The following is a 12522-nucleotide window of genomic DNA, read 5'->3' as shown; positions in this document are numbered from 1 at the left end:
ACACCCGTGACCAACTTGGAGGATCGCATGTTCCTGCCGCACCAACTCGTCGGACAGTTCTTCGACCGGCAATTCGACCGGGACATCCGCCGGCACTTCTTCAAAGGCATGGAGTTCGCGGGCCCGGCGGCGACCCCGGCTGGTTCGGTCCGGGCAGCGCGGTCTGGCACGTGCACTCCCACATGCAGGCTCTGGTGTTCGGGCTGCAGTGCGCGGCCTTCATCGAGCGGCTCGACCCGTCGATCTACTGGATGGGCGTGCACCACTCCCGGCTGGTCAAACCCGAGAGTCGCGACGACCCGATGCCGCAGATCGACCCGAAGGGTGCTCTGGTGCGGCTGGGCCATTCGGTGGCGTTCTTCATCGGTACCGCCTACGGATCCACCGAGACCGCCGAGCGGCTCTCGCTGGCGGTGCGGTCGATGCACCACACCATCAAGGGCACCCGGCCCGACGGCGCGCGCTACGACGCCGACGATCCGGACTGGCTGCGGTGGAACTATGCGACGGTGGTGTGGGGGATCGCCACCGCCCACGAGCTGTACCATCCGAATCCCTTGCGCGGCAGGCAGATCGACCGCTACTACGGTGAGTTCGTGCGGGTGGGGCGCGCCCTCGGCGGCACCGATCTGCCCACCACCAAGGCCGAGACACTCGAGTGCCTGGAGTCCTATCTGCCCCGACTCGCCGTCACCTACGGCACCGCGATGGCCACCGGCCCCGACCTGCCGTTGCCGCAGAGCGCGCTGAACTGGGCGGTGCGCGACACCATGCCGAAGTGGGCGAAAGGGCTGATCCAACACCGCGACCCGAACATCGTCGAACGCACCGCGCGGCGCGCGATGGTCTGGTCGACCATCAACGGCATCCACCTCGCCTCGGGCCCCGTGCGTGAGTTCGAGGAGGCCAAGGCCCGCGTGGCCGGCGGCCTGGATCCCGAGCTGGCACCCCACACGCTCCCGACGTACCGACCCGGCACCGACCAGGTCCGCTCGCGTGAGGAACTCGAGGAGTCGTTCGCGCGCGCCTGACCAGCGGTCGTCGCCGGGTTTTTTCCCCGATGGCGACTTTTTGGGACACTGGCGGACTATGAGCACCACCCGGAAGACCAACCAGACACCGCAGCGCGAGGGGGCCCGGCTGGACCGGGTGCCGCTGCCCGTCGAGGTCGCCCGTGTCGGCGCCACCGGCTGGCAGGTGACCCGCACCGGTGCCCGCGTCGCGGGCACCCTGCTGCGCCGCGGCTCCCTGCAGCAGAAGATCGTCAAGCAGATCCCGCAGACGTTCGCCGATCTGGGTCCGACCTACGTCAAGTTCGGGCAGATCATCGCGTCCAGCCCGGGGGCGTTCGGCGAACCCCTGAGCCGCGAGTTCCGCAGCCTGCTCGACCGCGTCCCCCCGGCCGACCCGAAGGCCGTCCACCAGCTCTTCCGCGAGGAACTCGGCGACGAGCCGGCCAACCTGTTCAAGTCGTTCGACGAGCAGCCGTTCGCGTCGGCCTCCATCGCGCAGGTGCACTACGCGACCCTGCACTCCGGCGAGGAGGTGGTCGTCAAGATCCAGCGCCCCGGCATCCGTCGCCGCGTCGCCGCCGATCTGCAGATCCTCAAACGCGGCGCGCGGCTGGTCGAGCTGGCCAAGACGGGGCAGCGGCTGTCCGCGCAGAACGTCGTCGCCGATTTCGCCGACAACCTGGCCGAGGAGCTCGACTTCCGGCTGGAGGCGCAGTCGATGGACGCGTGGGTGGCGCACATGCACGCGTCCCCGCTCGGCCGCAACATCCGGGTCCCGCAGGTGTACTGGGACCTGACCAGCGAGCGGGTGCTGACGATGGAACGCGTCAGCGGCGTGCGTATCGACGACGTCGCCGCGCTCCGCAAGAAGGGCTTCGACGGCACCGAACTGGTCAAGGCGCTGTTGTTCAGCCTGTTCGAAGGCGGGCTGCGGCACGGCCTGTTCCACGGCGACCTGCACGCCGGCAACCTCTACGTCGACGACGACGGCAAGATCGTGTTCTTCGATTTCGGCATCATGGGCCGCATCGACCCGCGGACCCGCTGGCTGCTGCGCGAGTTGGTGTATGCGCTGCTGGTCAAGAAGGACCACGCCGCGGCGGGCAAGATCGTGGTGTTGATGGGCGCGGTCGGCACGATGAAGCCCGAAGCCGAAGCCGCCAAGGACCTCGAGAAGTTCGCCACCCCGCTGACCATGTCGACGCTGGGCGACATGAGCTACGCCGAGATCGGGCGGCAGCTCTCCGCGCTGGCCGAGGCCTACGACGTGAAGCTGCCGCGCGAGCTGGTGCTGATCGGCAAGCAGTTCCTGTACGTGGAGCGCTACATGAAACTGCTGGCACCCAAGTGGCAGATGATGAGCGACCCCGCCCTGACCGGTTACTTCGCGAACTTCATGGTGGAGGTCTCTCGGGAGCACGATAAAGAGCTCGACGCATGATCGACATCCGCGAAGGCAAGGCGCCGTCCGGGGATCTGGAGATCCACTACGAGGACATGGGCAACCCCGACGATCCCGCGGTGCTGATGATCATGGGGCTCGGTGCGCAGCTGACGTTCTGGCGTGAGGGCTTCTGCCGCAAGCTGATCGACCGTGGCCTGCGGGTGATCCGGTTCGACAACCGCGACGTGGGGCTGTCCAGCAAGTTCGACGGGCACCGCACCCGCGGCTCGCAGGTCGGCAACATGGTGCGCTCACTCGTCGGCCGCAAGAGCCCCGCGGTGTACACGCTGGAGGACATGGCCGACGACGCCGCCGCGCTGCTCGACCACCTCGGCATCGAGCGCGCGCACGTGGTCGGCGGCTCGATGGGCGGCATGATCGCCCAGATCGTCGCCGCCCGGCACGCGCAGCGCACCCGCAGCCTCGGCGTGATCTTCTCGTCGAACAACCGGGCCCTGCTGCCTCCGCCGGGACCGCGGCAGCTCCTGTCGGTCATCACCGGCCCGCCGCCGAACTCGCCGCGCGACGTGATCATCGAGAACTCGATCCGGGTCAGCCGCATCATCGGCAGCCCGGGCTTCCCGGCGTCCGAGGAGAAGCTGCGCGCCGACGCGGTCGCGTTCTACGACCGCTCCTACTATCCGCAGGGCATCGCGCGGCAGTTCAACGCGATCACCGGCAGCGGCAGTCTGCTGCCCTACAACCGCCGGACGCGCGTCCCCACGGTCGTACTGCACGGTAAGGCCGACAAGCTGATGCGCCCGTCCGGTGGGCGGTCGGTCGCCCGCGCGATCGACGGTGCCCGGTTGGTGCTGTTCGACGGCATGGGCCATGAACTGCCCGAGCCGCTGTGGGACGACATCGTCGCCGAGCTGACGGCCACATTCGCAATGGCTACCTAGTCTCACTAGGTGAGTTGGCCCACTTCGAGGGCGGACGGCTAGTCTGATCCCCGCACGACGCGTGTTTGCAGCAGCGATGAGCAGGCGTATGGGTACGGTCATCCACAGCAGGATCACGTGGGCAGCAAGAGCAGGGGAAATATGTCTGACCAATCCACCGGCACGAAGGACATGACGCCTCATTTCGAGGACATCCAGGCGCATTACGATCTGTCGGACGACTTCTTCGGCGTCTTCCAGGACCCCACCCGCAAGTACAGCTGCGGCTTCTTCACCGGGCCGTACTGCACGCTGTCGGAGGCCCAGATCGCCAACGTCGACCAGCATCTCGACAGCCTCGACCTCAAGCCCGGCATGACACTGCTGGAGGTGGGCTGCGGCTGGGGCCTGACGCTGCAGCGCGCGATGGAGAAATACGACGTCAACGTCATCGGCCTGACGCTGAGCAAGAACCAGAAGGCCTACTGCGACCAGCTGCTCGGCAAGCTCGACACCACCCGCACCTTCGACGTCCGGCTCGAGGGCTGGGAGCAGTTCCACTCCCCCGTCGACCGGATCGTGTCGATCGAGGCCATCGAGCACTTCGGCTTCGAGCGCTACGACGACTTCTTCAAGATGTGCTTCGACGTGATGCCCGACGACGGCCGGATGACGATCCAGAGCAGCGTCGGCTACCACCCGTACGACCTGGCCGAACGCGGCAAGAAGCTGACCTTCGAGCTGGCCCGCTTCATCAAGTTCATGATCACCGAGATCTTCCCCGGCGGGCGGATCCCGTCCACCCAGATGCTCGTCGAGCACGGTGAGAAGGCCGGCTTCACGGTGCCCAAGCCGCTGTCACTGCGCAACCACTACATCAAGACCCTCGGCATCTGGGCCGACCGGCTGGAGCAGAACAAAGAGGCCGCGATCGCCGCGACCGACGAGGAGAACTACCACCGCTACATGCGCTACCTCAAGGGCTGCCAGTACTACTTCATGGACGAGGCCATCGACGTCAGCCTGGTGACCTACCTCAAGCCGGGTGCCGCGGCGGCCTGACCGTGCGGTAGCCGTCAGGCCGCGGCGCGGGTGCGCTTGGTCCTGAACCCGTCCCCGGACGTCTCGGGGTTGCGCTCACGCAGCGTCGGCGTGGCGTCCTCGGTCGGCTCGGGTTCCTCTGCCGCGGTGTCGTCGTTTTCGGCGACGTCCTCGACGATGTCCTCGACGAGGACCGCCTCCTTCTCGGTGACCGTGTCCTCCGTGGTGACGGTTTCCTCCGTCGCCGCGGTCACCGCCTCCTCGGTCGCGGTCACCTCCGCACGACGCGACGGCGCTACGCGGTCCTCGACCTCTTCGGTCGTGCGGGCCTGATCGGTTTCCGCCGGCGGATCGAGGGTCTCCACCTCGGACTCACGCGGCACGAAGTTCCCGAGGAACGCCTCGACACCCTTGATCGCCGCGACCGCGAAGTCGATGCCCACCTTGATCCAGTTCTGGAACAGCTTGAACGGCAGCACACTCAGACTGCGCGGCACGCCGGGGTCGCCGGTCCAGTCGTAGCCGAGGTCCACCGCCTCACGCAGCACCGGTTCCACCAGATCGATGAACGGTTCGAGCAGCCAGCCGATCCGGGCGTCGTCGGCCCAGGACCGCACCAGGTCGGTCAGCGGCAGGCTGGTCGCCGGGATGATGATGTAGGTGTTGCCGAATTTATCTGTGCGGCAATTGCTTTGGTTGAGTGAACAATCCAGCTGCGGAGCCAGCGTCTCGGCGGTGTAGCCGTAGGGCATGGTGACGTCGGGGGCGTCGTCGCCGTCAGGTGACAGGTAGTAGCCGTGCACGGTGTCGAACGCCGCGAACGCGTTGAGCATCGCGAACGGGTTGCCCCAGAATCGGGGCGCGTAGGTCACCGGGTCGTACTCGAAACCGATTGCGGTGGTACGGATTCCGAGATCGACAGGCATCGCCGGCTCGAAGGTGAGGTCCAGGACGGGAACCGGACTGCCCAGCAGGTAGCGCAGCCACGCCAGCCTCTGCCACAGGCCGCCGTCGGGATTCTCGATGCCGCCGATCGTGACGACCTGCAACCGCTCCTTGACCTTCTCCGACAGACCCAGTTCGCCGAGGTACTGCAGGGTGTTGGCCACCACCGCGCCGCCCTGGGAGTACCCGAAGATGAAGACGTCCTCGGTGGAGCTCGGGGCCAGCAGCGGCAGCAGTGCCTCCTTGAGATGCGCCACCCCCTCCCCCACCGAGACGTCCCACTTCTCGCAGCGTCCGGGGACACACCAGTCCGGGAAGATCGACATCGGCCAGAACGACGCCGGGTACGGGATGCCGGTGAGCACCGGATCCTCGCACTCCTGCGCGTCGGTGCACGCCACGCCCTTGATGTACCGATCCCACGCGTGCTGCTTGTAGTTCTCGACCTCCGGGTCCGGGGTTCCGGTACCCGGCACGATCAGTGCCGTCGCGCCGAGCGCCACGGCCGACATGAACGCCGACGCGACACCCAGCACCATCACGACGACGACGGAAAGGACGAGCAGCACGCCTGCGCGCGCCCGACTACGCATGTGACAACGATCACATATTCGGCTGCGTGCGCGGGTGGAAAACCAGCGATTTCCGACCGGTATTGACGCGGGCGGTGTTATCTTGCTGCGGGGGTGCTTCTCGGCCACCACACGAGGTCAGTGGGGGACACGCCGACGGCCGCTGGTCACAGCGCTCGATCATCGTTCGTGGGGGACGCCGATCGGGTCGCTACCGGCGGAATTGGTGGCCGAGGAGCACTCCGAAGCTTGGAGACGAAAAGCCCGCGCCTGCATCGCAGGCGCGGGTTTTCTGTCAGTGGCCGTCAGGCCTCTGCGAAGTTGCGGGTGACCGTCGGGTCGACCGGGATGCCGGGTCCGGTGGTCGTCGAGACGACGACCTTCTTCAGGTAGCGACCCTTCGACGACGACGGCTTGGCACGCAGGATCTCGTCGAGCGCGGCGCCGTAGTTCTCGGCCAGCGCCTTCTCGTCGAACGAGGCCTTACCGATCACGAAGTGCAGGTTGGCCTGCTTGTCCACGCGGAAGTTGATCTTGCCGCCCTTGATGTCGGTGACAGCCTTGGCGACATCGGGGGTGACGGTGCCGGTCTTCGGGTTGGGCATCAGGCCGCGGGGGCCCAGGATGCGCGCGATGCGACCGACCTTCGCCATCTGGTCGGGGGTGGCGATCGCGGCGTCGAAGTCCAGCATGCCGCCCTGGATCGCCTCGATCAGGTCGTCGCTGCCGACGATGTCGGCGCCGGCGGCCTGGGCCTGCTCGGCCTTCTCGCCGACTGCGAACACCGCGACGCGCGCGGTCTTACCGGTGCCGTGGGGCAGGTTCACGGTGCCGCGGACCATCTGATCGGCCTTGCGGGGGTCCACCCCGAGCCGGATGGCGACCTCGACGGTGGCGTCCTGCTTGGCCGACGACGTCTCCTTGGCCAGCTTCACGGCCTCCAGCGGCGTGTACAGCTGGGTCCTGTCGACCTTCTCAGCAGCGGCGCGGTAGGCCTTGCTGTTCTTGCTCATTGTTGTCTCCTAGTTCTCAGAAGTTGTGGTGCGGGCCGATGCCAGCCCTCCCACGAGATCCGTCTTATTCGACTGCGGTCTGGTCGATCCGCAAGCTACTCGACGGTGATCCCCATCGAACGGGCCGTGCCCGCGATGATCTTGGCGGCCTGATCGATGTCGTTGGCGTTCAGGTCGGCCTTCTTGGTCTCGGCGATCTCACGCACCTGGTCCCAGGTCACCTTGGCGACCTTGGTCTTGTGCGGCTCGCCGGAACCCTTGGCCACGCCGGCGGCCTTGAGGAGCAGCTTGGCGGCGGGCGGGGTCTTCAGCGTGAACGTGAAGCTGCGGTCCTCGTAGACGGTGATCTCCACGGGGATGACGTTGCCGCGCTGCGACTCGGTCGCGGCGTTGTACGCCTTGCAGAACTCCATGATGTTGACGCCGTGCTGGCCGAGCGCGGGTCCGACCGGCGGGGCGGGGTTGGCCTGCCCGGCCTGGATCTGCAGCTTGATCAGCCCGACGACCTTCTTCTTCGGGGGCATGGCTGTGCTTTCCTTCTTTTCCTTGAGGTGGGCTGCGAACGGCCCGCTTAAATCTTGGCGACCTGGTTGAAGGTCAGTTCGACCGGTGTTTCACGGCCGAAGATCGACACCAGCACCTTGAGCTTCTGCTGCTCGGCGTTGACCTCGCTGATCGAGGCGGGCAGCGTCGCGAACGGGCCGTCCATGACGGTGACCGACTCGCCGACCTCGAAGTCGACCTCGATGACCGGGCGCTCGATGCCGCCGGCCTCCGATGTCCCAGCCGCGGCGGCCGACGAACCCGCTTTGCCGGCCTTCTTCGCCGGGCCCTGCGGAAGCAGGAACTTCACGACGTCGTCGAGCGACAGCGGCGAAGGACGCGAGGTGGCACCCACGAAGCCCGTCACACCGGGGGTGTTGCGCACCGCGCCCCAGGATTCGTCGTTGAGTTCCATGCGGACCAGGATGTAGCCCGGCAGCACCTTCCGGTTGACCTGCTTGCGCTGGCCGTTCTTGATCTCGGTGACCTCTTCGGTGGGCACCTCGACCTGGAAGATGTAGTCGCCGACGTCGAGGTTCTGGACGCGGGTCTCGAGGTTGGCCTTCACCTTGTTCTCGTAACCGGCGTAGGAGTGGATGACATACCACTCGCCCGGCTTGAGTCGCAGCTCCTTCTTGAGCGCGACGGCCGGGTCCTCTTCTTCCTCGGGGGCTTCCTCGGCACCAGCTGCGTCGTCGACCACCTCGGCGGGTGCGGCGTCCTCTTCGGCGCTCACGGCCTCCGTGTTGGCTTCGTCGACGTCCGTGGTGTCGACGGGCTCGCCCGAGGGCGCTTCGCCGTCGAAGCTCGTCACGTGTCAGTCCTCTCTGAAATGTCGGTTGCGGTGGGCATCAACGGTCTGATCAACCGAAGATGATGCTCACCAGCTTCGCCAGGCCCAGGTCCGCGAGACCGATCAGGGCCACCATGAACGCCAGGAACAGCAGCACGACGGTCGTGTAGGTGACCATCTGCTTGCGGTTCGGCCAGATGACCTTGCGCAGCTCGCCGATGACCTCGAGCAGGTAGTTCCACACGAAGGTGAACGGGTTGCGGGACGGCCCGTCCTTGGGCTTGCGGGCCGTCTTCTTCTTCGTCTTCGGGCCCTTGGGGCCGTCGTCGTCGGAGTCCGCTACGTCGGTGCCGGCCTCGGTGTCGGCGTCCTCGTCGGCCTCGACGACGGCCGCGCCGCGCCGCGACCGCTTGCCCGTGGGGCGCAGCGGTCGGTTCGCGACCGCGGTCTGGCTCCGGGTGTCGCCGTCGCCGTCACCGGTCTGGGCGTCACCGTCGGTGCCTGCGTCGCGCTCGTCGCTCACCGCATGCTCCCTTTTCTGGTCGTGTCGATTGCGGGTCACTCACCAGTATCCCGAACTGTCGAGCTTCCACACTTGTCGAGTATTCAATTGAGCAGGGGCGACAGGACTTGAACCTGCAACCTGCGGTTTTGGAGACCGCTGCTCTGCCAGTTGAGCTACGCCCCTTCAGGATGACCTGCGGGGCTCACACAATTTGCGCGCTCCCCGTTCGGTCGATCCATGCCGACGGACAGCGCGCTTAAACTGGGAAAACCCCGAAGCAGCAGTGTAGCGCGCTGGTGGTCGGTCTTACTAATCCGCGTTCTCGTTTCCGGTGTCGTCACCGGTGTCGTGCACGACCGGTTTCCGCACCACCTGACCGGTCTCGGGGTCCCATCCGGCCGAGATCGAATTGTCCCCTTCGTGGCCCATCAGCGTGGTGAACGACTCCATCACGACCTCGCCGGCGTCGTCGGTGAGCTCGTTGCGGGTGGTCACGATGTCGGCGCCGAAGCGCTCGGCGACCGACTCGATGTACATGGTGGCGGTGAGGCGGTCACCTTCCATGATCGGCCGGTGGAAGAGGAACTTCTGGTCGACCTGCACGATCTGCATGGTCTCGAAACCGATGTCGACGTGCTGGAAGAAGTGCCGCTGGGTCATCACCGCGAGGATGGACATGAACGTCGGCGGGGCGACCAGGCCGCTGTGGCCGAGTTCGGCGGCTGCGGCGTCGTCGTGGCTGGCCGGGTCGAACGCCTTGACCGCGGCCGCGTACTGACGGATCTGTTCGCGGCCGACGACGAAGGGGTCCGGGTACTGCCAGACCATCCCGCGGATGTCTGTCTTGAGAGCCATGTTCGATCCCGCCTACGCCAGCTTCGCCGTGGCGACCGCGCGGCCGAAGATCTTCTTGCCGCCGGAGGTCGCGGTCAGCGCGATGGTGACCGATTTGGTCTCCTCGTCGACGGACTTCACGCGGCCGTTGAAGACGATCTCGGCGCCTTTGCCGTCGTTGGGGACCGGCACCACCGCGGTGAAGCGCACGTTGTACTCGGTGACCGCGGCCGGGTCGCCCACCCAGGCGGTGACGTAGCCGCCACCGAGGCCCATGGTGAGCATGCCGTGCGCGATCGCGGTGTCGAGCCCGACCTGCTTGGCGATGTCGTCGTCCCAGTGGATGGGGTTCAGGTCGCCGCTCACGCCGGCGTAGTTGACCAGGTCCGCCCGCGTCAGCGGGATCACCCGCTCGGGCAGCTGATCGCCGACCTTGACCGAACTGAACTCACGCAGTGCCATCAGAAAAGCCACTCTTTCCGTCTTCTTCGCTACGTCCTGCCAGGGTGGTGTAGCACTCCTGCACCACATCGCCGTTGGCGTTGCTGACGATGTTCTTGGTCACAATGATGTCGGTGCCGTGGGCCTTGCGGATCGACTCGACCCAGACGTCGCAGTAGAGCTCGTCGCCGGCCTTGACGGGACGGACGAACTTCAGCACCTGGTCCACCTGCACGATCTGCGCGTCGGAGATCGCGATGTTGTTCGCCTTGAACATGGCCAGCTGCGCGGTGTAGCCGAAGATCGAGATGAACGTCAGGGGCGCCAACAGCGCGTCGTGGCCGAGCTCGGCGGCCGCCTTCTCGTGGAAGAAAGCCGGGTCGTCGTTCTTCACCGCCGTGGCGTACTCACGGATCTTCTCGCGACCCACCACGTAGCTGTCGGGATAGCGGTAGTGCGCCCCGATCAGGCCGTCAAGAAATGACACGGTTGTTGAAGAATTGCCCGACGTGTCGCCTAGCGCGACTCTTTGTGGGCCTGGTGCTTGCCGCAGTTGGGGCAGAACTTCTTGATCTCGAGCCGGTCGGGATCGTTGCGGCGGTTCTTCTTCGTGATGTAGTTGCGGTGCTTGCACACCTCGCAGGCCAGTGTGATCTTCGGCCGTACGTCAGTACTGGACGCCACGTTCGGTGCCTCGTTTCAGAGCTCGGTTCTTCTCTACTTGTAGCGGTGGGGGGGCTCGATCCCCCGACCTCACGATTATGAGTCGTGCGCTCTAACCAGCTGAGCTACACCGCCCCGACGGAGCCAGGCTGGGAGCTGTCGGGCGCTCCACCCGTTCCACCGAGCCCCCTAACGGAATCGAACCGTTGACCTTTTCCTTACCATGGAAACGCTCTGCCGACTGAGCTAAGGGGGCCTTGCCACTGCACTCTCCGCGGCACACCAGCGTCGAGCCTTAAAGAGAGTACATTCTCCCGGTTTGGTACGCCAAACCGCAGGTCAATCCCCGCGTAGAGGCTCCGGAACCGACGATCGGCGCTCGATTACCCTAGCCGCATGGCTGATTCCGACCGGCTCTACTTCCGCCAGTTGCTCTCCGGGCGCGACTTCGCCGCCGGCGATCCGATCGCCGAGCAGATGCGCAACTTCGCCTACCTGATCGGCGACCGACAGACCGGGGACACCGTCGTCGTCGACCCCGCCTACGCGGCCTCGGATCTGGTGGACGCGCTGGAGTCCGACGGGATGCACCTGTCGGGGGTGCTGGTCACCCACCACCATCCCGACCACGTCGGCGGCTCGATGATGGGTTTCACCCTCAAAGGGCTGGCCGAACTGCTCGAGCGGGTCAGCGTGCCGGTGCACGTGAACACCCACGAGGCCGATTGGGTGTCGCGGGTCACCGGGATCGCCATGTCGGAGCTGACGTCGCATCAGCACGGGGACCACGTCAGCGTCGGCGGGATCGACATCGAGCTGCTGCACACCCCCGGCCACACGCCGGGCAGCCAGTGCTTCCTGGTCGACGGACGCCTGGTGGCCGGGGACACGCTGTTCCTCGACGGGTGCGGGCGTACCGACTTCCCCGGCGGCAACTCCGACGACATGTTCCGCAGCCTGCAGGCGCTCGCCCAGTTGCCCGGCGATCCCACCGTGTTCCCCGGGCACTGGTATTCGGCCGAGCCCAGCGCCCCGCTGGATCGGGTACGCCAGACCAATTACGTCTACCGCGCCGCTGATCTCGACCAGTGGCGCATGCTGATGGGCGGCTGAGGAGGAAACGATGAGCGGTCACGTCACCTACGAGCTCGCCGACGGCGTCGCCACCGTCACGCTCGACGACGGCAAGGTCAACGTTCTGGGACCGGCGATGCAGGCCGCGATCGGTGAGGCGCTCGACCGCGCCGAGGCCGACAAGGCCAAGGCGGTGGTGCTGGCCGGCAATTCGCGCGTCTTCAGCGGCGGGTTCGATCTGACGGTGTTCCAGTCCGGGGACGCGCAGGCCGCACTGGGGATGCTGTCGGGCGGTTTCGAGCTGGCGGTGCGCACGCTCGAGTTCCCGGTGCCGGTGGTGATCGCTGCGACCGGACCGGCGATCGCGATGGGTTCGTTCCTGCTGCTGGCCGCCGATCACCGCGTCGGCGGGCCGAAGACGCGGTGCCAGGCCATCGAGGTCGCGATCGGGATGGTCATCCCGAACGCGGCGCTGGAGCTGATGCGGATGCGGTTGACGCCGGCGGCGTTCGACCGGGCGGCCAACCTGGCGGTGACGTTCGTCGGCGACACGGCGCTCTCGTCGGGCTGGCTCGACGAGGTCGTCGAGGCCGATCAGGTCCTCCCCCGCGCCCGCCAGGTGGCCACCGAGGCGGCGACCACGTTGAACGCCGGCGCCCACCACGCCACCAAACTCAAGGCCCGCCGCCGCTCGCTGGAGACCATCCGCGCCGGAATCGGCTCGCTGGCAGAAGAATTCACCCTCGGCGTCTGATCCGGC

General features: G+C 66.6%; 14 protein-coding genes, 3 tRNA genes and 1 pseudogene. 6 read left to right on the top strand and 12 right to left on the bottom strand.

Translation table 11 applies throughout. The annotated features are described in order from the left end of the window. The first annotated feature begins 27 nt into the window (after positions 1-27). From ACAG25_RS08210 to ACAG25_RS08195, 4 genes and pseudogenes are all read left to right on the top strand, one after another. Positions 28-1031, top strand: a pseudogene (locus ACAG25_RS08210) (oxygenase MpaB family protein). Positions 1032-1089: 58 nt separating this feature from the next. Continuing rightward, positions 1090-2454 carry an ABC1 kinase family protein gene (locus ACAG25_RS08205; RefSeq protein ID WP_370487860.1) on the top strand — a complete coding sequence of 455 codons (1365 nt, stop codon included), beginning with the start codon at positions 1090-1092 and terminating at the stop codon, positions 2452-2454. Further along, the gene (locus tag ACAG25_RS08200; protein WP_370488086.1) at positions 2454-3359 is read left to right on the top strand and encodes an alpha/beta fold hydrolase; all 906 of its coding nucleotides are present in this window, start codon (positions 2454-2456) and stop codon (positions 3357-3359) included. The genes ACAG25_RS08205 and ACAG25_RS08200 overlap by 1 nt, the downstream gene beginning before the upstream one ends. 141 nt (positions 3360-3500) lie before the next feature. Continuing rightward, positions 3501-4400 carry a cyclopropane mycolic acid synthase family methyltransferase gene (locus ACAG25_RS08195; protein WP_370487859.1) on the top strand — a complete coding sequence of 300 codons (900 nt, stop codon included), beginning with the start codon at positions 3501-3503 and terminating at the stop codon, positions 4398-4400. A 14-nt stretch (positions 4401-4414) separates the two neighbouring features. Here the strand turns inward: ACAG25_RS08195 and ACAG25_RS08190 are convergent, their stop codons facing one another. The 12 genes from ACAG25_RS08190 to ACAG25_RS08135 all read right to left on the bottom strand — a co-directional run bounded on the left by ACAG25_RS08190 (position 4415) and on the right by ACAG25_RS08135 (position 10944). Beyond that, positions 4415-5917 (bottom strand): PE-PPE domain-containing protein, encoded by a 1503-nt coding sequence (locus ACAG25_RS08190; protein ID WP_370487858.1) that lies wholly within the window; start codon positions 5915-5917, stop codon positions 4415-4417. A 284-nt stretch (positions 5918-6201) separates the two neighbouring features. Then, entirely contained in the window at positions 6202-6909 is a 708-nt protein-coding gene (gene rplA / locus ACAG25_RS08185) for a 50S ribosomal protein L1 (protein WP_370487857.1), read from the bottom strand. A 95-nt stretch (positions 6910-7004) separates the two neighbouring features. Continuing rightward, the gene (rplK, locus tag ACAG25_RS08180) at positions 7005-7433 is read right to left on the bottom strand and encodes a 50S ribosomal protein L11 (RefSeq protein ID WP_370487856.1); all 429 of its coding nucleotides are present in this window, start codon (positions 7431-7433) and stop codon (positions 7005-7007) included. Positions 7434-7480: 47 nt separating this feature from the next. Further along, complete coding sequence (nusG, locus tag ACAG25_RS08175) at positions 7481-8266, bottom strand: transcription termination/antitermination protein NusG (RefSeq protein WP_370487855.1); 786 nt, start codon at positions 8264-8266, stop codon at positions 7481-7483. A 49-nt stretch (positions 8267-8315) separates the two neighbouring features. After that, positions 8316-8768: a preprotein translocase subunit SecE gene (gene secE, locus ACAG25_RS08170; RefSeq protein WP_370487854.1), complete on the bottom strand. Its 453-nt coding sequence runs from the start codon at positions 8766-8768 to the stop codon at positions 8316-8318. A 92-nt stretch (positions 8769-8860) separates the two neighbouring features. Beyond that, a tRNA-Trp gene (locus ACAG25_RS08165) sits at positions 8861-8933 on the bottom strand. A 126-nt stretch (positions 8934-9059) separates the two neighbouring features. Further along, positions 9060-9605, bottom strand: coding sequence for a (3R)-hydroxyacyl-ACP dehydratase subunit HadC (hadC, locus tag ACAG25_RS08160; RefSeq protein ID WP_370487853.1), 546 nt, complete (start codon positions 9603-9605; stop codon positions 9060-9062). 12 nt (positions 9606-9617) lie between these two features. Beyond that, on the bottom strand, positions 9618-10046 hold the full coding sequence (gene hadB, locus ACAG25_RS08155) for a (3R)-hydroxyacyl-ACP dehydratase subunit HadB (protein WP_370487852.1): 429 nt from the start codon (positions 10044-10046) through the stop codon (positions 9618-9620). Then, on the bottom strand, positions 10033-10512 hold the full coding sequence (hadA, locus tag ACAG25_RS08150) for a (3R)-hydroxyacyl-ACP dehydratase subunit HadA (protein ID WP_370487851.1): 480 nt from the start codon (positions 10510-10512) through the stop codon (positions 10033-10035). The genes hadB and hadA overlap by 14 nt, the downstream gene beginning before the upstream one ends. 29 nt (positions 10513-10541) lie before the next feature. Next, positions 10542-10709, bottom strand: coding sequence for a 50S ribosomal protein L33 (gene rpmG / locus ACAG25_RS08145; RefSeq protein ID WP_003929651.1), 168 nt, complete (start codon positions 10707-10709; stop codon positions 10542-10544). Between the two features lie 40 nt (positions 10710-10749). Beyond that, positions 10750-10823 (bottom strand) — tRNA-Met (locus ACAG25_RS08140). 48 nt (positions 10824-10871) lie between these two features. Continuing rightward, a tRNA-Thr gene (locus tag ACAG25_RS08135) sits at positions 10872-10944 on the bottom strand. 140 nt (positions 10945-11084) lie between these two features. Here ACAG25_RS08135 and ACAG25_RS08130 point away from each other — a divergent pair. Together ACAG25_RS08130 and ACAG25_RS08125 are read left to right on the top strand one after the other, a co-directional pair. Further along, complete coding sequence (locus ACAG25_RS08130) at positions 11085-11801, top strand: MBL fold metallo-hydrolase (RefSeq protein WP_370487849.1); 717 nt, start codon at positions 11085-11087, stop codon at positions 11799-11801. A 10-nt stretch (positions 11802-11811) separates the two neighbouring features. Next, on the top strand, positions 11812-12516 hold the full coding sequence (locus ACAG25_RS08125; RefSeq protein ID WP_370487848.1) for a crotonase/enoyl-CoA hydratase family protein: 705 nt from the start codon (positions 11812-11814) through the stop codon (positions 12514-12516). Positions 12517-12522: the final 6 nt, after the last annotated feature.

The organism is Mycobacterium sp. pV006, assembly GCF_041287115.1.
In the GTDB taxonomy this organism is placed as follows: domain Bacteria; phylum Actinomycetota; class Actinomycetes; order Mycobacteriales; family Mycobacteriaceae; genus Mycobacterium.
Note: the sequence above shows the minus strand (reverse complement) of the source record. Positions and strands in the feature narration are given on the sequence as shown.